Raw genomic sequence first — 24,793 nt, 5'->3', positions numbered from 1 at the left:
ATGACGAAGCAGCTTCCAAAGGTCGACGTGGTTCTGGTCGGTTTCGGCTGGACCGGGGCGATCTACGCCGAGAAGCTGACCGCCGCCGGGATGGAGGTGCTGGCGCTGGAACGCGGCCCGTGGCGCGACACGCCCAAGGATTTCGCCACCACCTTCGCGCAGGACGAACTGCGCTATTACTGGCGCCACGGCATGTTCCAGGAAGCCTCGCAGTCCACCGTCACTTTCCGCAACAACGGCGCACAGACGGCGCTGCCGATGCGGCACTGGGGGTCCTTCCTGCCGGGCAACGGAGTGGGCGGCTCGGGCGTGCATTGGAACGGCCAGACCTACCGGTTCCTGCCGTCGGATTTTGTCGCGAAAAGCCATAACGAGGAACGCTATGGCCCGCTGCCGGAGGGGATGACGGTGCAGGACTACGGCGTCACCTATGACGAGTTGGAGCCGCATTTCGACTATTTCGAGAAGATCTGCGGTATCTGCGGCACAGCGGGCAACCTGCGGGGCGACATCCGTAAGGGCGGCAACCCTTTCGAGGGGCCGCGCAGCGATGACTACCCCAATCCGCCGATGCAGATGACCTTTTCGCAGGACCGGTTCGAGGCTTCGGCGCGGGATATGGGGTTGAACCCTTTCCCCGTGCCCTCGGCCAATATGTCGCGCGCCTATGTCAATCCGCTGGGGATGCAGCTGGCGCCCTGCACCTATTGTGGCTTTTGCGAGAAACACGGCTGCGGCAACTATTCCAAATCCTCGCCGCAGACCACGATTATCCCGGTCTTGATGAAGCGGGAGAATTTCACCCTACGCACGGATTCCGAAGTGCTCTCGGTCGAGAAATCCCCCGATGGCACCCGCGCCACGGGGGTCACCTACATCGATACCAGTGGCGAGGAATTCTTCCAACCCGCCGAGGTCGTGGTGCTCTGTGCTTACCCGCTGGAGAACACCCGGCTGATGCTCTTGTCCGACATCGGCACGCCATATGATCCGCAGACCGGTGGAGGCGTGGTGGGCAAGAACTACTGCTATCAGGTGATGTCCGGCGCGACGGTCTTTTACGATGAGGAATATACCAACGGCTTTGTCGGCGCGGGCGCGCTCGGCATGGCGGTGGATGAATACAACGGCGACAATTTCGACCATTCCGGGCTGGGCTTTATCGGGGGCGGCTATATCGCCTGCTATACCACCAACGCCCGGCCCATCGAAAGCCATCCGGTGCCTGAGGGCGTGCCGGGCTGGGGCAGTGAATGGAAACAGTCGGTCCGGGCCAATTTCCTCAAGACCACCAACGTGGGCGTGCACGGCGCCTCGATGGCGCATCGCAGCAATTACCTCGATCTTGATCCCACCTATACCGACCGACATGGCAGGCCGCTCTTGCGCATGACCTATGATTTCACGCTGAACGACCGCCGGCTGACTGCCCATCTCACCCCGGTGGCCGAAGAGATTGCCCGAGGCATGGGCGGCCGTGAAGTCAACGTGGCCGAGCGCAAGGGATCCTACGACTCGATGCCCTATCAAACCACTCATAACACCGGCGGCACGATCATGGGGACCGACCCGCAGACCAGCGTCTGCAACCGCTATTGCCAGAGTTGGGACCTGCACAACCTCTTCGTCGCCGGGGCAGGGCTGTTTCCCCAAAACGCGGGCTACAACCCGACCGGCACCGTGGCGGCGCTGGCCTATTGGTCGGTCGCAGCGATCATCGATCAATATATGGCCGACCCCGGCCCGCTGGTGCAGGCATGAAGCGGCTGGCCCTGATCACCGCCCTCTGCGGCGCGAGCCTTGTCCCGGCGCAGGCGCAGGAGCTTGCCTCCTCCGAAGTGGAGCGGGGCCGCTACCTGACGCAGGCGGGCGACTGCAAAGCCTGCCACACGGATATCGACAACGACGGCATTCCCTTTGCCGGGGGCAGGGCGCTGAAGACGCCCTTCGGCACGATCTATTCCGCCAACCTCACCCCGGATGACGAGACCGGGCTGGGCCGCTGGTCGCGCGAGGATTTCTACAATGCGTTGAACGAGGGGATCGACGACGAGGGTCGGCACCTCTACCCCGCGATGCCCTATCCCTATTTCACCCTGATGACCCGGCAGCAGACCGATGCGATCTTTGCCTATCTGCAATCGCTCGAACCGGTGCATGTGGAGGAAGAGGAAAACGATCTGCCGTTTCCGCTTAACATCCGCATGTCGGTGAGCGGCTGGAAGCTGTTGTTCTTCGAGGACGAGGAATTTGTGACCGACCCGGACCGCTCCGAGGCATGGAACCGTGGCCGTTTCCTCGTCGATGGGCCGCTGCACTGTGGCGGCTGTCACACCGGCAAGAACATCCTCGGTGCCAGCAAAGATGATGAATACCTGCGCGGCGGTACGCTGGAGAATTGGTTCGCCCCGAACATCCGCGGCGGTGAGAATGGCGGCATTGCGCATTGGAGCGAGGACGACATCTTCGAGTTCCTGAAATACGGACGCGCCAAACACACCGCCCCGATGCAGCGCATGGGGGAGGTTGTTTCGATCTCGACCCAGTTTCTGGAAGAGAAAGACCTGCGGTCCGTCGCCACCTATCTCAAAACCCTCGACGACACGGCGCGCGCGTCGGAAGAGGCCCCCGAGACGGCGCGAATGGAGGCCGGGGAAGGGCTTTACTTCGACAATTGCGCCGCCTGCCACGTGGCCGATGCCTCGGGCGTGCCCTATTTCTTCGCCCCGCTCAGCACGTCGAACAAACTACACGCCAAGGATCCTTCGACAGCGATCCGTGTCATCCTCGGCGGCGCCCGCGCCCAGCCGACCGAAACGATCCCCAGCATGCTGGCCATGCCACCCTTCGCGTGGAAACTCACCGACGCGCAGATCGCCGACTTGCTGACCTACCTGCGCAATACCGGGGACCGTCAGAGCGGCGCGGTCTCTGCTGAGGCCGTGGCCGAGATGCGCGAATATCTAGCTGAGGAATATTGAGGGTGACCCGATGAGAAATGCCGAGCCGTCGCTTGTCGCGACATTGAGCCTTGCGCTGTGCTTCTCGCGCGCGGCGATGGCGGAACCGCTCTATCTTGGCGAAGTGGAATACAATACCGATGACCGCGCTGTCATGGTTGCGATCGTAGAGCATTGTGCTGGCCTGCAGGCAGAGGTTGAGGCAGCAAAAATCGCCGGGCTTTCAAGAGATGATGAGGAGGGCAATAAGGAAGCTGGTACAGGACAGCCAAAGCCTTTCGCCAGCTCCCCCGGCATTGCAGTAGACCGCCTTGCTTCAGGTAACGGGACGGGCGAACTGCCGGACCTCTCTCACGTAGCTGCGAGGGACTGTGTCGCGGCCGGCATCACATATTAGGGGAAAGACGCCATTTTTTTTGGGGGGCTCGCCTGCAGACGTTAAGGGCCGCTTTCGGCTAACTCAGCGTCCCCAAAGGGGCAAAAACAACCGGGTATACATAAAAATAAAATGGAGGCGAGTACCGGAATCGAACCGGTGTACACGGATTTGCAATCCGCTGCGTAACCACTCCGCCAACTCGCCGACCGGTGGTTGGCGCACTGCTAACGGATCACGAGGAAGGCCGCAAGACCCATATGCGTGTGAAAATGCGGTCAGGGCGTTGCCGCTGGCCCGGCAATGTGGCACATCACTCTTCAGACACCCTGAACGAATGAGTTTAGCTGATGAGTGATTTCGCCGCCCGCCGCGTAACCATGGTAGATACGCAGGTCCGCCCTTCGGATGTGACCAAGTTTCCAATCATCGACGCGATGTTGACCGTGCAGCGCGAAGACTTCGTGCCAGCCGCGCAGCGCGAGGCCGCCTATCTGGGTGAGAACCTCGATCTCGGTCAGGACCGGGTGCTGCTTGATCCGCGAACATTGGCCAAGATGCTCGATCACCTCGACATCACGAACGACGAACTGGTGCTCGATATCGGCTGCGCCATGGGCTACTCCAGCGCCGTGATCGCCCATATGGCCGAGGCCGTCGTCGCCGTCGAAGAAGATGAGGCGATGGCCGCCGAGGCGCAGGAGGCGCTTGCGCAGGCCGGAGCGGACAATGTGATCGTGCATGTCGCCCCGCTGACCGAAGGCGCGCCGCAGCATGGTCCCTATGACGTTGTGATCATTCAAGGGGCGGTGGGCGACGTGCCCGAAGCCTTGTTGGAGCAGGTGAAAGAGGGCGGGCGTATTGCTTGCCTCTTTATGGATCGGGGTCTGGGCGAAGTGCGCGTGGGCTATAAGCGCGGGGGGCAGGTGTCCTGGCGGCCCGAATTTAACGCCGGTGCGCCGGTGCTGCGTGGCTTTGAACGTCAGGCAGAATTCCAGCTGTAAGCAAGATGATGGCGCGCTGATCCGTATCGCGCGCCGCATCGCTTTCAGGGTAGGGGCACCCGTCCCGATTGGCCTATGGGCCGGTCTAAAAGGTCTAAAAAAGCCATTCAGGGGCATTGAGCCATGAGCGCGAATAGTTTCACGAAAACCCTTAAACGTTTTGCCATCGCAGTGCCGGTGAGCCTTGTTTTGGCGAGCGGCGCTGCCCTGCCGCGGCTGGCCTCGGCGGAAACATTGGCCGACGCGCTGGTGGGGGCCTATGAGCATTCAGGTCTGCTTAACCAGAACCGCGCGCTGCTGCGCGCCGCCGATGAGGATGTGGCCACGGCGAAGTCGGCGCTGAAACCTGTGCTACAGTGGGCGGCGGGGCTTACACAAAGCTTCGGCACCGCGCGCAGCTCTTCGCTGCTGCCGGCCCAGTCGACGGAAAGCCTCCAGGCGTCGATCAGCCTGATTGGTGAGCTGTTGCTCTATGATTTCGGCGCAAGTGCCTATCGGATCGAAGGCGCGAAAGAGACCGTGCTGGCCACCCGTCAGGCCTTGGTGAACCTAGAGCAGCAGGTGCTTTTGCGCGCGGTAGCGGCCTATATGGGCGTGATCGAAGCCTCGGAAACGGTTGAGCTGCGCAACAACAACTTGCGGCTGCTGACCCAAGAACTGCGCGCCGCGCGGGATCGTTTCGACGTGGGCGAGGTTACCCGCACCGATGTGGCCTTGGCCGAAGCGCAGCTTGCCGATGCCCGCAGCGGGCTGGCCGGGGCCGAAGGCACCCTGCTGCGCGCGGTCGAGGAATATCGCAACGCGGTGGGCCATGCGCCCGGCAACCTCAGCCAACCGCCGAGCCTGCCGAATATCGGGGGTGATCTCGCTTCGGCCAAGGCCTTGGCCGTGCGCACCCATCCGTCGATCATCGCCGCACAGCATCAGGTGGCGGCTGCCGATCTTGGCGTCGAAGCCAATGAGGCGGCCATGGCCCCTCGGATCACGTTGAACGGTCAATATGGCCTGAACGAGACCTTCGACAGTGAGGCCTATACCCGCAGCGGCAGCGTCGGGGTGCAGGTTGGGCAGACCATCTATCAGGGCGGGGCGTTGTCCTCGGCCGTGCGCAGTTCGATGGCGCAGCGTGACGCACAGCGCGCGAACCTGCATGTCGTCCGCCATGATGTAGAGCAGGAAGTGGGCAACGCCTATGCCACGCTGGCCTCGGCGCGCGCGCAGTTGGAGGCCTCTGACAGGCAGATTCGTGCGGCGCGTATCGCTTTCCGCGGCATCCGCGAAGAAGCCACCCTCGGCGCGCGCACCACATTGGATGTGCTGGATGCCGAACAATCGCTGCTGGATGCGGAATCGACCCGCGTGTCGGCCCGCGCCAACCTTTATGTGGCGGCCTATTCCGTGTTGGCGGCCACGGGGCGGCTGACCGCGCAGGACCTGAAGCTGCCGGTGCAGATCTATGACGCGGGGGCCTATTACAACCTTGTTAAGGACGCCCCTGCTAAATACTCCAAAGAGGGCCAAGCGCTGGATCGCGTGCTGCGCGCGTTGCAAAAAGACTGACATTCCGCACGGTCGTTTGGCATTTTGCACCGCCCCATTGTGAGAATCCTCCCGCGCGGTTAAGCTATCCGCGAGGCAAGAGTGGTAGAGAAATATGTCCGAACCCGTCACAAACGCGGAGGTGGAAGACGTGCTGTCGTCGATTCGCCGATTGGTGTCTGAAGACAAACGTCCCCTGCAAACGTCCAACCCTACGCCGGTGCCCAGCCCCGTTGAGGCGCCCGGTCCTGTAACTGACGCCGAGGCTCAGGCTGCTGCCCCCCAGCAGCAGGACGAGGGGGCAGAGTTCAAAAGCATGCGCTCGACGGCGGCGGATAGGATTACGTCGGAGGACTTCACCCCGCATCTGTCGCTGCGTGCCACCACTGCCAGCCCAGCACGCCCTGATTCCGATGATGAGACCAGCGAGCTGCCCAAGACCACGCCGCAGCCGCTGAGCCTTACCCAAGCCATGCAGACCGAAGAGGATGACAGTGCCGACGAGACAGAGCGTCCCTTCGTTTCCGCCCGCCATCCTGCCACCCCCCCAGCCGACAAAACGCTAAGCGCGTCGAGCGACCGTTTGGTGCTGACCCCGGCGCTCAGGGTGGCCACCTCGGATGGCAAAGACCGCCCGCAGCCCGCCGCCGTTGATCCCGCCAAGGTCTCGCCTTTGGACTATGACATGCTGCATGACGATCCCAGTGATCTGCATGCCGAAGACTACGGCACCCCCGCTTCTGAACCCGTGTCAGACGCCGCGGCGGAGGTTGAGGCCAAGGCGCGGACCGTCTCCGAGGCGGTGGCCAAGGCCACGGGCGCCAGCCGCAGCGACAAGCTGGCCGCGTTGGAGACAGCCATCGGCAAGATCTCTGACGATTGGGACCCCGACGCCCCCGGCGACAACGACTATTCCGGTACAGAGCCCCCGGCGATGGAGTGGAAAGACGATGCGGAGCTAGAGGCGCCAGAGGCACCGATCGCCGACACGGCAACGGTAGAGGCCGAAAAACCGGCCCCGCGCCGCCCGCAGCCCTCGACACCGCAGGTCGAAGAACAGGTGCGCCGTTTTGCCGACAGCGGCCCGCGTGTCGCCGATCCGGCGGCGACCGCACCGGAATTCGGCTATACCGTCTCTGCGCAAGATGAAGCCGTGGCGGGCGATGACCAGTTCCTTGACGAAGAGGCGCTGCGCGATCTGGTGACAGAGATCGTCCGCGCCGAGTTGCAAGGCGCTTTGGGCGAACGGATCACCCGCAATGTGCGCAAACTGGTGCGCCGCGAGATCCACCGCGCCCTCACGGCACAAGACCTCGAATAGGCCAAGGGGCGGCACCTGCTGGCCATCCCCTGACAAGATGACGCTGCGCGACCCGCCGCGCGCGGCCTTGCGCGATATGCGCCGCCGTTTACATTAAGGCCAACAGGGCGGAAGGATCACCGATGGAATTGACGGTTAACGGCACGGTCCACGAAGTGGACGTGGAAGACGACATGCCGCTCCTGTGGGTCTTGCGCGACGAGTTGGGAATCACCGGGCCGAAATACGGCTGCGGCATCGCGCAATGCGGTGCTTGCACCGTGCACGTCGATGGGCTGGCCGTGCGGTCTTGCCAATTGCGGGCGGCGGATGTGAACGGCAATGTCACCACCATCGAAGGCTTGGGCACGCCGGAAGCGCTGCATGTGGTGCAGGCGGCATGGGTGGAGCATCAGGTCGCGCAATGTGGCTACTGCCAATCCGGACAGATCATGCAAGCAGCCTCGTTTCTTGAGTTGAACCCCGAGCCGACGGACGATCAGATCGACGCCGCGATGAGCGGCAACCTCTGCCGCTGCGGCACCTATCCGCGCATCCGCGCTGCGGTCCACAGCGCCGCCGCGCGTTTGCGGGGGGCCTGAATATGTCGCGCCTGCGCACCATCACCCGCCGGAGCTTTATCGTCGGCTCTGCGGCCATTGCCGGGGGTGTCGCCTTTGGCACCTATCTTTATAAACGTGACCTGAAGAACCCGCTGCTTGAGGGGCTTGCCCCCGGCGCGGCGGCGATCACACCCTACGTCAAAATCGACGCAAGCGGTGTCACCTTGATCACCCCGCGCGCCGATGTGGGGCAGGGGGCATATTCTATCCAAGCTCATATGATTGCTGAGGAATTGGACGTCGATCTTAATGCGGTTCAGATCACGCCCGGCCCTCCTTCGCCGGTCTATTACAACGGCGTGGTGGGGGTTGAGGCGATGCCGATCGCCGCGACCTCAGAGACGCTGCTCGCGCGGACCGGGCGCGGGGCGTCGGATGTGGCGGGGAAACTGCTGGGCCTGCAACTGACCGGCGGCAGCTCTACCGTGCCGGATATGTATGACCGCTTGCGCATGGCCGGGGCTGTGGCACGTGAAACGCTCTTGGCCGCCGCCGTAGCGCAGACAGGTCTAGAGCGGAGCCAGCTTAAGACCGAAGCGGGCGCCGTGGTGCTGCCCGATGGGATGCGCTTGGCCTATCAGGACCTAGCCGCCGCAGCAGCAGAGATTGATCCGGTGACCGAGGTCGCGCTGCGCGATCCCAGCGACTGGCGGCATTTGGGCAAGGCGCAAATGCGCACCGATATCGTGCCGAAATCCACCGGCACCCAGACCTATGGCATCGACATGGCGATGGAAGGGATGCTCCATGCTACGACCCGCACCAACCCGGCGCAGGGCGGAAAGATCATGGGATTTGATGCGGGCCACGCCGAAAAGATGCGCGGTGTGAAGGCGGTGTTGCCGATCACCGGCGGCGTCGCGGTGGTTGCAGACAATACATGGCGGGCCTTTCAAGCCGCGCAGGCGGTGGAATGCGATTGGGGGCCGTCGCCCTATACCGGCGATACGGCAGAGCAGTTCAAAGCGGTCGCGGCCTCCTTTACCGAAGACCGCCAAGACAGCCGGTTCCGCGATGACGGCGACGTGCCCGCCGCCCTTGCCGACGGCGATGTGCTGGAGGCCGAGTACCGCATTCCCTACCTCGCCCACGCCCCGCTAGAGCCGATGAGCGTCGTGGTGAAGCTTGAGAAGAGCCGCGTCGACATTTGGACCGGCACGCAGATTCCGCGTTTCATGCAGGCCAATGTCGCCGCGCTGACTGGCATCGACGCCGAGAACGTGCATATCCATGTGCTGATGTCAGGCGGCAGTTTCGGGCGGCGGTTGGAGGATGACTATACCCTGCGCGCCATCGAAGTGGCGATGCAAATGCCCGGCACGCCGATCAAGATGGTCTGGTCGCGCGAAGAGGATTTCACCCATGACTTCCCCCGCCCGCTGGCTATGGCTCGGGCGCGTGGCAAGGTCTCGGATGGGCAGATCGCGGCCTATGATCTGGCCATCGCCGCGCCATCTACCGCAGAGTCGCAGATGGCGCGGTTGAACCAGCCGGTTTTTGGCCCCGACATCGCCATCGTGGCGGGCGCGTGGGATCAGCCCTTCGCGATCCCCGATTACCGCGTCACCGGCCACCGGGTGCCGGCGATGGTGCCGGTCAGTTCGTGGCGGTCGGTCGGGGCGTCGGGCAATGGGTTTCTGCACGAAAGCTTCATGGATGAGATGTGCCATGCCGCAGGCGTCGATCCGTTGGAGGAACGGTTGCGGCTTTGCACCCATGCGCCCTCCCGCGGGGTTTTGGAGGCCGTGGGCGAGATGTCGGATTGGGGCGCGGACCTTGGGCCGGGGCGGGGCCGGGGGCTGGCGTTTTGCCTGTCCTTCGGCGTGCCGGTGGCCGAGGTGGTCGAGGTCAGCCAAACCGAAGCGGGCCTCAAGATTGACCGCGTTTTCGTGGCCGCCGAAGTGGGCCGCGTGTTGGACCCGGTGAACTTTGAGGCGCAGCTTTCCGGGGCGGTGATTTGGGGCTTGGGCCATGCGATGAACTGCGAGCTTACCTATCGCGACGGGGTGCCGCAGCAGGATAACTATCACCTCTACGAAGGGCTGCGGCTGTACCAGACGCCCAAGATCGAGGTGCGCGGGCTAGAGAATGGCGGCAAACTGCGCGGCATCGGTGAGCCGGGTGTGCCACCTGCCGCGCCTGCGCTGGCCAATGCGATCTTTGCCGCCACGGGTCAGCGTATTCGTGAACTCCCCCTCTCCAAATCCGTGGATTTCGCATGAAGTACCTCCTGACCTGTGCCGCGCTGATGCTGGCCGCCCCCGCAGTAGCGCAGGATGCGCCAGACCGGGCGGAGGGGCTGGCCGCGTGGGACCGGATTTTTACCGTTACCGCGCATCCGCGCTGCACCAACTGCCATGTGGGCGAAGAGGGGCAGCCGATGTGGCAGGCATTGGGCTATGGGCCAGAGGCGGTGCATGGCATGAACGTGCGCGCGGGCGAGAGCCGGATCGGGGCCGAGAGCATTCCTTGCGACGCCTGCCACGTCACCTCTGCCGCCGCCAATACCGTGCCCTACGCCCCGCCGCATATCGACGATGCATGGCGGCTGCCTCCGGTGGAATTGGCGTGGCTCGGCAAGACCTCGGCAGAGGTCTGCACCCAGTTGCGCGACCCTGAAACCAACGACGGGCATGACATTGCCTCATTGGTCGATCACCTGCAAAACTCGGCTTTCGTGAACTGGGGTTTCGCCCCCGGTGCGGGGCGGTCGGTGCCCAAAGGGTCGCTTGATGCGCTGGTGCATGATGTGACGGTCTGGGGCGCTGCGGGCACGCCCTGCGAAGGGGATTGAGGGTTAATCGCTCATCGCGCGGGCCAGTCTGCGAATGCGCAGCGCGCGGTTTAACTCGCCGCCAAAGATCAGCACCAGTGCGGCGAGATACATGAAATACAGCGCCGCGATGATCCCCGCCATGCCCGCGTAATAGCTGGCATAGGTGCCAAAGCTGCGCAGGTAGGACGAAAAGAGCATCGCCAGCAGGGTCCATGCAACGGCGGTTGCCACCACCCCGGGCCAGATGTTGTTAAACTTGGTGCGCCGGGCGGGCAGGATCACATGGGCGGCAAAAAGCGCGACCAACAGGATCGTGGCCGAGGCCGGAAAGCGGACAAGGCCGACAGTCACCGACCCCGGATCAAACCCCGGCATCAGCATATGCAGCCAAGACCCGGCACGCGGGGCCAGCACCAAAAGGTATCCCACGATCACAAGGATCAGGCTTGCCAGCAGCACCATGGCCACCTGCACCGCATAGATCGTGAAGACCGAGCGCGTCTCGCGCAGCCCATAGGCGCGGTTCAGGCCGATGCGGACCCCATCGACCCCGCCCACAGCAAACCAGACGGTCAGCAAGATACCCACGCTCAGCAGATCGCCGCGCGGCACCGTCATGACCTTTTCCACCTCTGACACGATGGGTTCGATCAGGGCAGGGGGGACAATGGCGATCAGGAAGTGGATCAAGTCATCGGCCATCGACCGATCGCCGACAAAGGCGGTGAGCGAACTGGTGAAGATCAGGAACGGAAAAATCGCCAGCAACGCGCGAAAGGCCACGTTTCCGGCCATACCAAAGGCGTCATCGCTCCACAGGCGCAGCACCGCTTCGTACAGAACTGCGCGCGCGACCCGCAGCCCGGTGCCGTGAAACAGGTCCTCGGGGTTCTCGCTGAGAACACCGTGGGTCAACACGACTTCGCGCTTTTGGTCCTGAGCCGATCTGGCGTCCATGCCAATGCCTCGTTTTCATCCCATGAGGCTAAGCTAGTGCCCGATGGCCCGGGCTGCCACCTTGATGACGGGCCACTGGCAAGAGCAGGCTCATGCGATTGATCTTGCCAAAGGGTGATCGCTCCACTTGACGCTCGCAGAGCGATAAAATAGGAGGGAGGCCGTAGCGCGGGCGTTGTGTAATGGTAAGACCTCAGCCTTCCAAGCTGATGATGCGGGTTCGATTCCCGCCGCCCGCTCCACTCTTTCCCCAGACCTGTTTTGACCGCCGCCACCGCGCGGGATAGTTGCGCCTGCTGCGCTCATCAGGGGCGGCAGATTGTCCTTATGACGGCGGTCCTGCTTGACCCGGCCCAGCCCCCGCGCCATGACCGATGTGGAAAGACAAAGGAAAGCCCATGGCCCGCACCCCAGCCCCCGCACAGTCCGCCAAAGATGAACGCGAAAAGTCGCGGCGGATCGGCGCTCTGGCGGCGTTGATGCCTTTCATGGCCCCTTACCGCGTGCTCATGGCCGCCGCCGGGGCAGCGCTGTTGCTGACCGCGATGATCTCACTGACGCTGCCCCTGGCCGTGCGCCGGGTGATCGACAATTTCGGCACCGGGGAGAGCGAATTGCTCGACCTTTATTTCGTTGCCGCCTTGCTGATCGCGGCGCTGCTCGCCGTGGGCACCGGGCTGCGCTATGCGCTGGTGACGCGCTTGGGCGAACGGGTGGTGGCCGATATCCGGCGCGCGGTTTTTGACCGCGTGGTGGGCATGAGCCCTTCGTTTTATGAGCGCATCATGACCGGCGAAGTGCTGAGCCGGATCACCACCGACACGACGCTGATCCTGTCGGTGATCGGCTCTTCGGTCTCAATCGCACTGCGGAACCTGTTGATCTTTGTCGGGGGCTTGGGGCTGATGCTGCTGACCTCGGCCAAGCTCACTGGGCTGGTGCTGCTGATCGTGCCTGCGGTGGTGATCCCGATCCTGACGCTGGGCCGCCGCCTGCGGGTGCTGAGCCGAGAGAACCAAGACTGGATCGCGGCGAGTTCGGGCAATGCCTCTGAAACGCTGGGCGCGGTGCAAACGGTGCAGGCTTTCACCCATGAGGCCGCAAGCCGGGGCCAATTCGCGCAGATGACCGAAGCCTCTTTCGATGCCGCGCAGCGCCGGATCAAGACCCGCGCCGCGATGACGATGATCGTGATTTTTCTGGTCTTCGCGGGCGTGGTGGGCGTGCTGTGGATCGGCGCGCGGGATGTGCGCGCCGATGTGATGAGCGCGGGCGCGCTGGTGCAATTCGTGATCTATGCGGTCATGGTCGCGGGCGCGGTCGCCGCCCTGTCCGAGATCTGGGGCGAGTTGCAGCGCGCAGCGGGTGCCACGGAGCGGCTGGTTGATCTGCTCCAGACCGAGGACACGGTGCAAGACCCGGCGCCCGAGGGGCAGACCACCCTGCCGCAGCCCGTGGCGGGCAAAATCGCCTTTGAGAACGTGCAATTCACCTATCCCGCCCGGCCCGATGTGGCGGCGTTGGATGGCATCGATCTCGAGATCAATCCGGGTGAGACGGTGGCCTTTGTCGGCCCCTCGGGCGCGGGGAAGACGACAATCATTCAGATGATCTTGCGCTTTTATGACCCGCAGTCGGGGCGGATCACGCTGGATGGTGTGGACCTGCGCGATGTGGCGCGGGATCACTTCCGCCGTGCTATTGCGCTGGTGCCGCAAGACCCGGTGATCTTTGCCGCAACGGCGGCCGAGAATATCCGCTTTGGACGGCCCGATGCCAGTGACGCAGAGGTTGAGGAGGCCGCCCGCGCCGCAGCGGCGCATGATTTCATCACGGCATTGCCCGAGGGCTATGACAGCTATCTGGGCGAGCGTGGCGTGATGCTGTCTGGCGGACAGAAACAGCGCATCGCCATCGCCCGCGCCATCCTGCGCGACGCGCCGGTTCTGTTGCTGGATGAGGCGACCTCTGCGCTGGATTCGGAAAGCGAAGGGCTTGTGCAGGCTGCTGTGGACCGTCTGAGTGCCGACCGCACCACGTTGATCGTGGCGCACCGTCTGGCCACTGTGAAAAAGGCAGACCGCATCGTGGTGATGGAGGCGGGGCGCATCGCCGCCATCGGCACCCATGACGAACTGGTGGCCAGCGACGGGCTATATGCGCGTCTGGCGCGGCTGCAATTCACCGATGGGGCCGTCGCCGCAGCCTAAGGCAAGCTTGAACCACGCAACCCCGGCGTTACGTCACCCTAGTGTGACGTTGCGTTTGTTGCCGCCGATTGCTTGCGAAACGGCGCGTTTCACCGCAATCTGGCGCGAGGAGAATAAGCCGGAACACCGGCATAGGGGAGGAGACACCATGACATTCGCCGGGATCGAAGACCGCAATGCCATCGCGGCGGAAATGCCGTGGGAAGACCGCGACGTGGCCAAGACGCTCTACGGAATGCTGAGCAATACGACCGCGAAATTCCCCAACCACAACGCCGTCAGCTATCAGATATTCTCAGGCCCCAAAGACAAGGCCGAAACGCTGAGCTGGAAAGAGTTGCATGGCCGTGTGACGCAGGCCGCGAACCTGTTCCGCAGCCTGGGCGTGGGCGAGAAAGACGTGGTGGCCTATGTGCTGCCGAACTGTAACGAGACGACGATTACCCTGCTGGGCGGTGCCGTGGCCGGGATCGTCAGCCCGATCAACCCGCTGCTGGATGCCGAACAAATCGGCGCGATCCTGCGCGAGGTCGGCGCATCGGTCGTCGTTACCCTGCGGCCTTTCCCCAAAACGGATGTGGCCCAAAAGACCGCCGAGGCGGTGCGCCTTGCGCCCAAGGTGCATACGGTGCTCGAAGTTGATCTGGTCCGCTATTTGACCCCACCGAAAAGCTGGATCGTCCCGCTGGTGCGGCCCAAGGGGATGGTGAACAATCAGGCGAAATACCTCAACTTCAACGCCGAAATCGCCAAACAGAACACTTCGCTCAACTTTGAGGATGTGCAAGAAGACCGCGTTGCCTGCTATTTCCACACCGGCGGCACCACCGGCATGCCCAAAGTCGCGCAGCACAAGTATTCCGGGCTGATCTACAACGGTTGGCTGGGCCATCGCCTGCTGTTCAGCGAGCAGGACAATATCATGTGTCCGCTGCCGCTGTTCCACGTCTTTGCCTGCCACGTCATCCTGATGGCCGCCGTGTCTTCGGGCGCGCATGTGGTCTTTCCGACGCCGCAGGGCTATCGCGGGGACGGGGTCTTTGACAACTTCTGGAAGCTGGTCGAGCGGTGGAAGATCACCTTTATCATCACCGTGCCCACGGCGATTTCTGCCAAGATGCAGCGCCCGATCGATGCGGATGTCAGCACCGTAAAGACCGCCTTCTCCGGCTCGGCCCCGCTGCCGCTTGAACTCTTCCGCCGCTTTGAAAAGGCCACAGGCGTCACGCTGGTCGAAGGCTACGGCCTGACCGAGGCCACCTGCCTTGTGTCCTGTAACCCGACGGATGGCCCCAAAAAGGTCGGCTCCATCGGCATCGCATTCCCCTATTCGGATGTGCGCATCATCAAGGGCACGGCAGACGGGCCGATTGACGCGGAAACGGATGAGATCGGCGAGATCTGCGTGTCGAACCCCGGTGTCTTTGCGGGCCATACCTATGTCGAAGAAGACAAGAACAAAGACCTCTTCTACCACGGCAAATACCTGCGCACTGGCGATCTGGGCCGGATTGACGCAGATGGCTACATCTGGATCACGGGCCGCGCCAAAGACCTGATCATCCGCGGCGGTCACAACATCGACCCCGCCGAGATCGAAGAGGCGCTGCTGGGCCATGAGGCCGTCGCTTTTGCCGGTGCCATCGGCCAGCCCGACCCCCATGCAGGCGAGGTGCCCTGCGCCTTTGTCGAACTGGTGGAGGGCGCCAAGGTCACCGAAGAGGAACTGCTCGCCTTTGCGCGCGAGCATGTCGCCGAACGTGCTGCCCAGCCAAAGCACCTCAAGATCATGGATGAGTTGCCCAAGACCGCCGTGGGCAAGATCTTCAAGCCCGACCTGCGCAAGGATGCGATCACGCGGGTCTATAATGGCAGCCTTGAGAAGGCGGGCTGTGCCGCGCGGGTGACCGACGTGATAGACGACAAAAAGCGCGGGTTGGTGGCTCAGGTCACCATGCATGACGCCACGCATGACGACGTGTCGAAAGTGCTCAGCGTCTATACGCGTCCTTGGGAACCTGTGAGCTAAACGACTCAAACGGGTAGGGCGGCCTAGATCGCCCCCATTCCCCAAATTCCCCGATTGCAGCCCCGCTGCGTTGCGCCGATGCACATTTCCTGTGTATCGGCGCAAAAATTTTAGGCTGTTTACTTGTAGTTAGCCCCCGGCCTTTCGCGACAGGCATAGCGCCTATGCAAATTCTGCGGGTTCAAAATAGGGTCAGAGCGTACTACTTCTGCATTGCAGCATTGATAATGCACTTGCAGCATTCTGAAAGGAGTTGCGCTTATGACGATGGCAATCTCACGTGGCACCACCCTGAGCTCCGCGCTCGATGGGCTTCATCACACCTATGACGGCATGCGCCGTCGTGTGGCCCAGATCAAGGCCCGGCGCGCAGCTTACAACCGAACTTTCACAGAACTTAACGTACTGAGTGATCGCGAACTGTCGGACATCGGCATCGCGCGGTACGACATCCGGCGTGTTGCGTCGGAAGAACTTTCGAAGGAACAGACCTATGAAGTATGACAACACCCTATCCGCCCCTCACGGTTTCTCCCTGCGTGACGCGACCGCTCCGGTATTCGGTGCGCTTGGCACCGCTGCTGGCAAAGTCGGCACCCTGCTGGCGAGTGGCGTCACCCAAATGCAGATTTCGCGTATGCAGTCCGTCCTCAACAGCATGAGCGACGCACAGCTTGAGCGCGCGGGCATCGACCGCAACCAGATCCCGCAGCACGCCCAAGCGCTGGTGACAGAAGAATACGACGGTCTGTAAGCCGCAGCGCTTATGACCTTCAGCAATCAATGTCGCGCCCTGCGCGCTGCATTGTCAGGTGCCGGACCCCGCTCCTCCTTCCCGGGTTGATCTGACACCGCATATTAACGGTCCTCCTCCTCCCGGACCCGTTATACCGACCGGCAAGCTTACCTCCTCCCAAGCTTGCCGGTCCATGCTTTCTACCCCAATATCAAGGCGCTGCGCTGTCGAGCCAGAGGGTCACCGGCCCGTCATTGACCAGCGCCACCGACATGTCGGCGCCGAACCGTCCCATCTGAACTGGAATGTCCAGAGCGGCGAGGCTGCGGGCGAAATGCGCGTAAAGCGCCTCGGCCATGTCCGGCTTTGCCGCGCCGGAAAAGCCGGGGCGATTACCGCGCGAGGTATCGGCGGCGAGGGTGAATTGGCTCACCACCAAGGCCGCGCCGCCGGTTTGCGCAAGGCTCAGGTTCATCTTGCCGCCTTCATCCTTGAAAAGCCGGAGTTTAGAGATTTTCAGGGCGAGTTTCTCGGCGGTTTCTTCGGTGTCTTCGGGCATGGCGCAGACAAGGATCAGCAGGCCGGGGCCGATCTCTCCGATGATGTCACCCTCGACCGTGACCGACGCCTCGGTCACCCGTTGCAGCAATGCGCGCATGTCAGTCTTTCCAATCGATAATCTCTGAGGGGGCCGCCCGTTCGGTGCGAAAGCCATTGGCCGGATGCTTGGCATCGGCATAGCCGAATGAGATCGCGCAGAGCACCAGCCGATCCTCGGGCAGATCAAGCACCTCACGCACCAAAGGCGCATAGGCGGCGATGGCGGCCTGCGGGATGCTGGCCACGCCAAGCGCTGTCGCGGCGAGGGTGAAGGCCGTGACGAAGCCGCCGCAGTCCATCGCACCATAGGGGCCAAGCTCGCTCGGGGCGGTCACGATGGCCACATGCGGCGCGTCAAAAAGCGCGTAGTTGCGCAGCATCTGTGCCTTGCGCGCGTCGCGGTCGGATTTCGCGATGCCCACCGCGTCGTAGAGTTGGAAGCCACAGGTGCGGCGACGCTCGGCATAGGCGCCCGAATAGCCTGTAGGCCACGGCAGGTCCGGCTCCACCGGGGTATTCGCGCTTGCGGCCTCAAGCAGTGCGGCGCGAAAGGCGTCGGTGCCCGCGCCGCGCGTTACGGTCACCTGCCATGGCTGCGCATTGCACCATGAGGGCACGTGACGCGCGGCGCTGACGATCTGGGTGATGGTCTCCTCGGGCAGTGGGTCAGAGAGAAAGGCGCGACAGGAGTAGCGGGCCTGCAAGAGGTCGGTGAATTGGTCGTAGGTCTGGGTCATTGCTGGGCCATGAAATAGCCGACGATGGCGGCGGCGATCAGCCCCAGCACCACGGCGAAAGTGATTTTGATCGCGGAATAGGGCCGTTCGCCCTGCACCTTGCCGGAGTGGCCATTCACCACAAAGCGATAGGTCTTGCCGCGGTATTTATACGCGGCCAGCCAGACCGGCAGCAGGATATGTTTGAAGGTCACATCGCTGATCTGCGTGTTGATGTCATGCACCCGCTGGCGGTCCCCGCCGATGTCGAATTTCACGTCCCGTTCAATCACCCGGTCCATATGGGCGCGGGCCTGAACAAAGCCTTCCTCCAGCGTGACGCCGTAAGCCTCGGCCCGGAAACCGGCGAGGTATTCCGGCGCATAGGGCTCCAGCGCCGAGAGGTCCCAAGGGTGCAGCGCATCGGTGTGTTTCTTGGGCAAAGAACGCGAGGCAAGCACCAACACATCGTCAAAGAACCGCGCAACCCGGCCCGACGCCGCCCGCCAGCGGATTTTCGGCACCTGTTGCTGCACCCGTTTTCCATCGCGCATAACGGTGCGCGTGACGTAATAGACTGTGCCCCGCTCCCCGCGATAGCTGGAGGCGGTCTGCGCGTCATAGGTCCAGAACGGCACGTAAATGCCCTGCATCCGGCGGCCCTTGCGGGCATATTGCTGCAGGCCATTGGGCGCGAACCAAAGACCGCCGAGCCAGTCTTTCATGGCATCGCGGGCGCTTTCTTCGGGCAGGGCAAAGGGCAGCACGGCGCGGGGTTTGATATGGCGGTTGGTGCCGGTGTCGATCACCACGGGCGTGGCGCAGAAGGGGCATTCGGCGGCGTGTTTGCCGGGCTCGAATTCCACCTGCGCCGCGCAATTGGGGCAGGTGGTGACGCGGGTCTCTTCCATTTCGGCAGCGGGCAGGGCGGATTGCAAGCCTGCGCGGAAATCTTGCTCGGCGATGGCATGGGCGTGGCGGCCCGTGCCGTCGATAGGCTCCACATTGCCGCAGTGATCGCAGATCAGCAGCGACTGCGCCGGATCAAAGCGCATGTCAGAGCCGCAGGTGTCACAGGGGAAACGGTGCTCTTCTAGCGGGGCGGCGGGGGGCAGATCGGTGGCGGACATAAGGGGTGCTTTGCAAGGTCAATCGCGGCGGTGCGGATGGGGGGGCCGCAGCCCTAGAGGGGGCCACGGGGGGCAGGCCGTCTGCGCGCAAAGGTGTTATCCCTCGCGCCAGCGGATCAGGCCGGGGGTGGCGGCGGTGGCATCACGGTAAAGAGCTGCGCCAGCTCGGCCACATCCTCGGCCCGCTGCCAACCATCTTGGCCCGGCGTCCAGACCAGAGCATCGCGCCCGAGGCTGCCTTCGGTCACTTTGCGGCCCATCGCGGCCTTGGAAAAGGGCCCGGAGGTCGCGCCATCTTTGGCGATATGCCAGACCTTTTCGACCGGCGGCGGGGGCGGCGGCACGGGGGCCGCAGCGGTGGGGACAGGGCGCGCGCCCCAAGGGCCGGCCTGTGCGCTGGCGGCCTGCGCCATGCTCATGCCCAGACCCGCACCGAGGCCGGTTTGCATCGCCGCCCCGCCCGCGCCATCGCGGCCAAGCGCCTCAGCCGCTTGGAACTGCATGTATTCGTTAAGGTTTCCGACCACGCCCATGGAGGTGCGTTTGTCCATCACCGCCTCTACCGCGGGCGGGAGGGAAATGTTCTCGATGTAGAGCTCGGGCATCGCCAGCCCGTATTCGGCAATCTGCGCGGCAATATCCTTGCCGACCAATTGGCCCAGTTCGCGCGTGTTGGCGGCCATGTCGAGCACCGGGATACCAGAGGAGGCCAGCGTGCGGGAAAAGGCCTGCACGATGATGTTGCGGATTTGGTAAGAGATTTCATCCATGGTGAATTCACCATCGGTGCCGACAATCTCGGTCAGGAACTTCGCTGGGTCGCTCACGCGGACGGAGTAGGTGCCATAGGCGCGCAGGCGCACGGGGCCGAACTCAGGATCGCGGGCGATGATCGGGTTCTTGGTGCCCCATTTCAGATCGTTGAACCGGGTGGTGTTGACGAAATAGATCTCGGACTTGAACGGGCTTTTGAAGCCATGATCCCAATGCTGAAGCGAGGTCATGATAGGCATGTTGTTGGTCTCAAGCAAATAGAGACCGGGGGTGAAGACATCCGCCAACTGCCCCTCATGCACAAAGACCGCCGCTTGCCCCTCGCGCACCGTCAGCTTGGCGCCGTATTTGATCTCATGGCCCTCACGCTCGAACCGCCAAACCATGGTGTCGCGGGTGTCGTCGGTCCAGTGAATGACGTCGATGAACTGGCCGGAGAGGAAATCGAAAATGCCCATGGGGATGGTCCTTATTCTTTCGTCGTAAAGCTGCGTTACACCGGCCCGTCCGTCAACTCGCGTGCGATGATCCGGGTGATCGGGTTGACCTGCTCTGCTGTCATGCCGGGGCGCAGACGCTTGTCATAGAGCATCTTGAGCAGGAGTTCGTCGTGTTTGGTCAGCAAGGCGAATTCGTCGTCATCGTTAAAGATCGACGGGCGTGCGGCGGGGCTGTCATTGGCCAGACCCAAGCCTTGGGCCAGTTCTTCGTGGATGCACGACAGCCGCAGCAACCCGGGGTTTTCCGAGCGGATCACCGCCACGGCGGCGGTATAGACATTCGGGTTGTCGCCTGCGGCATAGGCGGCCACGGCGCAATAGGTGTCGCGGCGCATGTTGCGCATCGCACGGAGCGACGATGGGCTAACGCCCGCGACCTTTTCCGCAGCATGGGTCAAAGCATCGACCCGGTCATCTTCAGAAGCCACAACCACTATGAAATTAGGCGTACCTGTCGTTGAGATCGGATGCCCCGTAACCCGGGCAAGGCGTCGCGCGAAAGCCTTGATGTTGGTGGTGTCAGAGCGGCGTTGCGACGGGGGGATGCTATCACCAAAGATGATCTGCATGTGCACAGGCCCTTCCCAGCGGCGCAGGGGGCTGGCCCCACCGTGGCCGGAAAAATTGCCGTCATATTCGTTATAAAGGGCGATCTGCTCAAAGTTGCGGACCAGCATTTCGCTGGTAAAGGGCGTGTCATCACCGCCGCCGTCTTGGCGCAGCAAATCCTGGCTCAACTGCGCCTTCTCGACCTGATGCAAATAGCTGCGCAGCATGGCGCTTTTTTGCGAAGTGGGTTTGGCCACCACAGCCGGAGAGGGGGGCTTTGCCGCAGGGCGGGCCTGCGGCTTGGCGACCTGTTGCAAGACGGGCGCGGGTTCGGCGCAGGCCAGCAATAGCATGCTCAGCGCCAGCGCCCCCCCGGCGCGCAGTTTTCTGCGCAGACGTTCTTGCATTACCTGTTCCCTCACGTCGGTCTTAGCTTGGCACCGCGTTGCCTGTGGTGTCGCCCAAGCCCGTTTCGCGGGCCTTGGCGGCGGCCAGTGTGTCGCGCAGACGGCCTTCCATTTCCTGCAACTCCTTCTCGGCATTGGCGCGTTTTGCCTTGCCTTCATCGGCGATTTGCAGGGATTCTTCGATGGTGCCGATCAGGTCTTCGTTGGCCTGTTTCACCGCTTCGATGTCGAAGACGCCGCGCTCCATTTCCTGACGGATCACCTTGTTGCTGTCACGCAGGTTCTTGGCGTTGGAGGTGAGCAATTCGTTGGTCAGGTCATTCGCCTCGCGCACCGCATTGGCCGCGTCACCGCTGCGCTGGATGGTGACGGCTTGGGCCAGTTGCGTTTCCCACAGCGGTACGGTGTTCACCAAGGTCGAGTTGATCTTGGTCACGAGGCTTTTGTCGTTCTCCTGCACCAGACGGATCGAAGGCAGGGATTGCATGGTGACCTGACGTGTCAGTTTCAGATCATGCACCCGACGCTCCAGATCATCGCGGGCGGCACGCAGATCACGGAGTTCCTGCGCCCGCATCACCTGATCGTCTTCGTTCGCCTTATCCAGCGCGGTCTGTTTGGCGGGGATGGTCTTGTGATCCAACTCTTCGATCTTGGCCTCACCGGCCGAGATATAAAGCGCCAGCTCGTCGTAGAATTGCAGCGTCTTTTCATAAAGCAGGTCGAGCGATTTGATGTCTTTCAACAGCGTATGCTCATGCGCCAGCAGGTTGTCGGTGATCCGGTCGATCTGGCCTTGCACCTCTTCGAAGCGCGCGGTGAATTTGGCGAATGGGGTGGCGCGGCCCAGCAGTTTTTCCCACCAGCTTTGTTTGCGCCGCACGTCCAACTCAGAGACCGAGAAGCCGCGGATCGCGCTGACCATGGTGCGCAGGCTATCGCCCGCGGGGCCGACATCCTTGTTGCGCACATCGGCCAGCATGGATTGGCTGATTTCTTGCAACTCGGCCTGCGCGGCAGAGCCGAAACTGACGATGGACTGCGTATCGGTCACGTCGATCTCGGCCATACGCTTTTGGATTTCCGCGCTCTGTGCTGCATCGGCTTTGGCCAATGGCACGATGGCATTGGCATCCGCCGGTTCGGGCAAAACGGTTGCGTTCACTTCTTCCACCAACCCTTGCGATTGGGCAGCTTTTTCACGGAGGGCATCGGTCATCACTGATCTTCCTTGGTATTTGCAGGGGCGGGCTGTTCCAGTCGGACCCCCTCGCGGGAGAGGCGTTCACGCAGCACGTCGATTTCCACGTTCAGATCGCTGCGGTCGTCCAGCAGGGACTTCGCTGTGCGGGCGGCAAAGTTCTGATCCAGATCGTCGAGCAAAGCGAGGTAGTCGTTGCGGGCTTGCGCGTCTTGGTTGCGGGCATAGAGGTCGGCGAATTTCACCGTCGCATCATGCGCGCCGCGCAGATAGACGACAAGGTATTTGCGGGCGGCGGTCAGGTCGCGGGGGTCTTCTTCGACGGTGCGGATCAAATGGCGGGCGGTTTCTTGGAACTCGGCCAGCCGTGCTTCGGCGCGCCGGTCGCCTGCACGCAAGATCGCTTGGCTCATGCCCGAGAGCAGCTTTTCGGCCTCATCTACCACGCGGGCGACGCGGTCTTGCTGGAAGGTGTCGATCCCCTCCATGCCTTTGTTCTGCAAGGGATCAATGCCAAATGCCGCAAGGTGTAGGGCCGTGGCCGCGAGGCCGTAGAGCAGGGCTGCGATAAGGCTCGGGTCATTGCTGTATGCAGCAAGGGCCGCGCCAGCGCCCGCCAATACTGCGGCCAGAATTTTGCGCGGCAGGACCGGGCGGCGGGCAACTTTGCGTTCGTGGTATTCCGCCTCGGCCAGCAGTCCGTCGCGCAGTAGCCAGACGCCCGAAGCCAACAAAAACGCCCCGCCAAGGCCAAGGACCAGCGTGCCCGCGCCACCGATAAGCGAGGTTCCAGCCAGCAGGACCGGGGGCAAGAACATCAGGTTCACCCGCCCGCCCACCGGATCGACCCGCAGGCGGCGGGTCTTGCGCGGTGTGCTGCCGGGGGTGGCGTCCGTGTCTGGGCTATATTTGCCGCCAAAGCGCTGCGCCATGGATCAAAGCCCCCCGAGAAAACCGCCGGTCAGCCCAAGCAGCAAAACCAGCAACGCCCCAAAGGCGATTTTCTGAAAGGTCGTTGGCGCCATCATGTTTCCCCTCTCGCCGCCCCAGATCGGGCGCAGCGCCGTGCCGGCACTGTCAGCCGCGCGCCCCAAGAGCGAGGCCGCGCCGAGGATGATAACCACGAGCGCGGCCAAGGCCACCAAAAACATCACTATTCGCAACATATTGCCCTTTTCTGCCAGCGGTTTCGCGCTGATCTTGCCCTGCCGTTCTCTATTCAACGCACGCAGGTCGGCAGCGTTCCGGAAACGCGCAGGGCAACTTGGGGCAGCGCCGGTCAGCGGCGGGGTTTTGGCCCCCGGCCACCGGGCTTTGGCCCCGGTTTACCGCCCGGCTTCGCATTGGGGCGCCCTGCGGGACGCGCCCCCGGTTTACCACTGGGCCTGCCTTGGGCTGCCTTGCCACGCGGTGCATTCTTCGCCTTGCCGCCACCACGGCGGGGCGGCGGTTCGTCATCTTCGCCGGGTTGTACGGGCAGACCGGGCTGGCCCGCGCCCCCGAAGCCGCCGGGTTTGCGGCGTGGCGGGCGGCGCAGACCCGTGGGCTTTTTGACAGCGGTGCCGCTGGGGTCTTCCAACTCGAGCCCCAGTTGATCGCGCACGACCTTGCGACGCAGTTCTTCCACTTCGCCGATCTTCAGCTCGCCCAATTGGAACGGGCCGTAAGAGATGCGGATCAGTCGGTTCACAGTCAGGCCCACGGCCTCCATCGCGCGGCGAATCTCGCGGTTGCGGCCTTCGCGCAGGCCGATGGTCAGCCAAGCGTTCGCGCCTTGCTGGCGGTCCAATGTCACATCCATCGGCTGAAAATTTTCGCCCTCCACGGTGATGCCGCGGCGCAGAGGCTCCAGCATTTCATCCGTGGGGCGGCCATTCACCCGCGCGCGGTAGCGGCGCAGCCAGCCGGTGCTGGGCAGTTCCAGTTTGCGTTTCACGCCGCCATCGTTGGTCAGCAGCAAAAGCCCTTCGGAATTGAGGTCAAGCCGGCCTACGGTCATCACGCGGGGCATGTCCTCGGGTAGGGCATCAAAGATCGTTTCGCGGCCCTTCTCGTCAGAGTTTGTCGTCACCAGCCCGGTGGGCTTGTGATAAAGCCAGATGCGCGGCGGCTCGGGCGCGCCGACGGGGGTGTTGTCGACGGTGATCTTATCCTCAGGTGTGACGTTCAGCGCGGGCGAGGTGATCTGCTCTCCGTTCACGCGCACGCGGCCCGCTTCGATCATGCGCTCGGCCTCGCGGCGCGAGGCAATACCGGCGCGCGACAGCACCTTGGCGATGCGGTCGCCCTTGGATGTGCTGGCGTCAGCATCGGTGTCGGTGTTTTGCGGGCCGGAGCCGGAGGGGGGCGTTTTTGCGTTCATACACTGCGCTTACCCTGTTTCACGGGCTTGCGAAAGGGTGGCGT

The 24,793-nt window shown here is 63.0% G+C and carries 23 protein-coding genes and 2 tRNA genes; 14 read left to right on the top strand and 11 right to left on the bottom strand.

Features of this window, described 5'->3' with window-relative positions; all coding sequences use genetic code 11:
• The 3 genes from K3762_RS13450 to K3762_RS13440 are packed head-to-tail and all read left to right on the top strand — an operon-like array spanning position 1 to position 3,357.
• Positions 1-1,761, top strand: coding sequence for a GMC family oxidoreductase (locus K3762_RS13450; RefSeq protein ID WP_132444402.1), 1,761 nt, complete (start codon positions 1-3; stop codon positions 1,759-1,761).
• Positions 1,758-2,981, top strand: a complete 1,224-nt coding sequence (locus tag K3762_RS13445) for a cytochrome c (protein ID WP_132444403.1) — start codon at positions 1,758-1,760, stop codon at positions 2,979-2,981. Before K3762_RS13450 ends, K3762_RS13445 begins: the two co-directional genes overlap by 4 nt.
• Before the next feature lie 10 nt (positions 2,982-2,991).
• A complete protein-coding gene (locus K3762_RS13440; RefSeq protein WP_132444404.1) occupies positions 2,992-3,357 on the top strand; it encodes a hypothetical protein in 366 nt (121 codons plus the stop codon).
• A 112-nt stretch (positions 3,358-3,469) separates the two neighbouring features.
• Here the strand turns inward: K3762_RS13440 and K3762_RS13435 are convergent.
• Positions 3,470-3,543 (bottom strand) — tRNA-Cys (locus tag K3762_RS13435).
• Between the two features lie 143 nt (positions 3,544-3,686).
• Here K3762_RS13435 and K3762_RS13430 point away from each other — a divergent pair.
• The 6 genes from K3762_RS13430 to K3762_RS13405 all read left to right on the top strand — a co-directional run bounded on the left by K3762_RS13430 (position 3,687) and on the right by K3762_RS13405 (position 10,596).
• The gene (locus K3762_RS13430; RefSeq protein ID WP_067935417.1) at positions 3,687-4,340 is read left to right on the top strand and encodes a protein-L-isoaspartate O-methyltransferase; all 654 of its coding nucleotides are present in this window, start codon (positions 3,687-3,689) and stop codon (positions 4,338-4,340) included.
• Positions 4,341-4,463: 123 nt separating this feature from the next.
• On the top strand, positions 4,464-5,900 hold the full coding sequence (locus tag K3762_RS13425; RefSeq protein WP_132444405.1) for a TolC family outer membrane protein: 1,437 nt from the start codon (positions 4,464-4,466) through the stop codon (positions 5,898-5,900).
• 94 nt (positions 5,901-5,994) lie between these two features.
• Positions 5,995-7,200: a hypothetical protein gene (locus tag K3762_RS13420; protein WP_132444406.1), complete on the top strand. Its 1,206-nt coding sequence runs from the start codon at positions 5,995-5,997 to the stop codon at positions 7,198-7,200.
• Between the two features lie 122 nt (positions 7,201-7,322).
• Entirely contained in the window at positions 7,323-7,781 is a 459-nt protein-coding gene (locus K3762_RS13415; RefSeq protein ID WP_067935422.1) for a (2Fe-2S)-binding protein, read from the top strand.
• 2 nt (positions 7,782-7,783) lie between these two features.
• The gene (locus K3762_RS13410) at positions 7,784-10,024 is read left to right on the top strand and encodes a xanthine dehydrogenase family protein molybdopterin-binding subunit (RefSeq protein WP_260009928.1); all 2,241 of its coding nucleotides are present in this window, start codon (positions 7,784-7,786) and stop codon (positions 10,022-10,024) included.
• Positions 10,021-10,596 carry a hypothetical protein gene (locus tag K3762_RS13405; protein ID WP_260009926.1) on the top strand — a complete coding sequence of 192 codons (576 nt, stop codon included), beginning with the start codon at positions 10,021-10,023 and terminating at the stop codon, positions 10,594-10,596. The genes K3762_RS13410 and K3762_RS13405 overlap by 4 nt, the downstream gene beginning before the upstream one ends.
• A 3-nt stretch (positions 10,597-10,599) precedes the next feature.
• On the opposite strand, the gene K3762_RS13400 is transcribed toward K3762_RS13405, so the two are convergent.
• Positions 10,600-11,535, bottom strand: a complete 936-nt coding sequence (locus K3762_RS13400) for a YihY/virulence factor BrkB family protein (RefSeq protein WP_260009924.1) — start codon at positions 11,533-11,535, stop codon at positions 10,600-10,602.
• 168 nt (positions 11,536-11,703) lie between these two features.
• Here K3762_RS13400 and K3762_RS13395 point away from each other — a divergent pair.
• The 5 genes from K3762_RS13395 to K3762_RS13375 all read left to right on the top strand — a co-directional run bounded on the left by K3762_RS13395 (position 11,704) and on the right by K3762_RS13375 (position 16,528).
• Positions 11,704-11,777, top strand: a tRNA-Gly gene (locus tag K3762_RS13395).
• A 156-nt stretch (positions 11,778-11,933) separates the two neighbouring features.
• The gene (locus tag K3762_RS13390; protein ID WP_260009914.1) at positions 11,934-13,745 is read left to right on the top strand and encodes an ABC transporter transmembrane domain-containing protein; all 1,812 of its coding nucleotides are present in this window, start codon (positions 11,934-11,936) and stop codon (positions 13,743-13,745) included.
• A gap of 148 nt (positions 13,746-13,893) precedes the next feature.
• Positions 13,894-15,774 carry an acyl-CoA synthetase gene (locus K3762_RS13385; protein WP_120351581.1) on the top strand — a complete coding sequence of 627 codons (1,881 nt, stop codon included), beginning with the start codon at positions 13,894-13,896 and terminating at the stop codon, positions 15,772-15,774.
• Positions 15,775-16,035: 261 nt separating this feature from the next.
• A complete protein-coding gene (locus K3762_RS13380) occupies positions 16,036-16,278 on the top strand; it encodes a DUF1127 domain-containing protein (protein WP_067626693.1) in 243 nt (80 codons plus the stop codon).
• On the top strand, positions 16,268-16,528 hold the full coding sequence (locus K3762_RS13375; protein WP_260009912.1) for a hypothetical protein: 261 nt from the start codon (positions 16,268-16,270) through the stop codon (positions 16,526-16,528). Before K3762_RS13380 ends, K3762_RS13375 begins: the two co-directional genes overlap by 11 nt.
• Positions 16,529-16,721: 193 nt before the next feature.
• On the opposite strand, the gene dtd is transcribed toward K3762_RS13375, so the two are convergent.
• The 9 genes from dtd to K3762_RS13330 all read right to left on the bottom strand — a co-directional run bounded on the left by dtd (position 16,722) and on the right by K3762_RS13330 (position 24,749).
• Positions 16,722-17,168 (bottom strand): D-aminoacyl-tRNA deacylase, encoded by a 447-nt coding sequence (gene dtd / locus K3762_RS13370; RefSeq protein ID WP_132444411.1) that lies wholly within the window; start codon positions 17,166-17,168, stop codon positions 16,722-16,724.
• 1 nt (position 17,169) lies between these two features.
• Positions 17,170-17,847, bottom strand: coding sequence for a nitroreductase (locus K3762_RS13365; protein WP_067935444.1), 678 nt, complete (start codon positions 17,845-17,847; stop codon positions 17,170-17,172).
• Positions 17,844-18,956 (bottom strand): TFIIB-type zinc finger domain-containing protein, encoded by a 1,113-nt coding sequence (locus tag K3762_RS13360; protein ID WP_132444412.1) that lies wholly within the window; start codon positions 18,954-18,956, stop codon positions 17,844-17,846. The genes K3762_RS13365 and K3762_RS13360 overlap by 4 nt, the downstream gene beginning before the upstream one ends.
• 116 nt (positions 18,957-19,072) lie before the next feature.
• Positions 19,073-20,188 (bottom strand): SPFH domain-containing protein, encoded by a 1,116-nt coding sequence (locus K3762_RS13355; protein ID WP_260009910.1) that lies wholly within the window; start codon positions 20,186-20,188, stop codon positions 19,073-19,075.
• Between the two features lie 35 nt (positions 20,189-20,223).
• Complete coding sequence (locus K3762_RS13350; protein WP_120351576.1) at positions 20,224-21,186, bottom strand: DUF2927 domain-containing protein; 963 nt, start codon at positions 21,184-21,186, stop codon at positions 20,224-20,226.
• Positions 21,187-21,208: 22 nt separating this feature from the next.
• Positions 21,209-22,405 carry a toxic anion resistance protein gene (locus tag K3762_RS13345; protein ID WP_120351575.1) on the bottom strand — a complete coding sequence of 399 codons (1,197 nt, stop codon included), beginning with the start codon at positions 22,403-22,405 and terminating at the stop codon, positions 21,209-21,211.
• On the bottom strand, positions 22,405-23,319 hold the full coding sequence (locus K3762_RS13340; RefSeq protein WP_260009907.1) for a 5-bromo-4-chloroindolyl phosphate hydrolysis family protein: 915 nt from the start codon (positions 23,317-23,319) through the stop codon (positions 22,405-22,407). The genes K3762_RS13345 and K3762_RS13340 overlap by 1 nt, the downstream gene beginning before the upstream one ends.
• A gap of 3 nt (positions 23,320-23,322) precedes the next feature.
• A complete protein-coding gene (locus K3762_RS13335) occupies positions 23,323-23,553 on the bottom strand; it encodes a hypothetical protein (protein ID WP_260009905.1) in 231 nt (76 codons plus the stop codon).
• A 113-nt stretch (positions 23,554-23,666) separates the two neighbouring features.
• Positions 23,667-24,749, bottom strand: a complete 1,083-nt coding sequence (locus K3762_RS13330; RefSeq protein ID WP_260009903.1) for a pseudouridine synthase — start codon at positions 24,747-24,749, stop codon at positions 23,667-23,669.
• Positions 24,750-24,793 lie beyond the last annotated feature (44 nt).

The organism is Sulfitobacter sp. W074 (assembly GCF_025142275.1).
Classification (GTDB): domain Bacteria; phylum Pseudomonadota; class Alphaproteobacteria; order Rhodobacterales; family Rhodobacteraceae; genus Sulfitobacter; species Sulfitobacter profundi.
The sequence above is the reverse complement of the archived record's forward strand: the minus strand, read 5'-3'. Positions and strand labels throughout refer to the sequence as shown.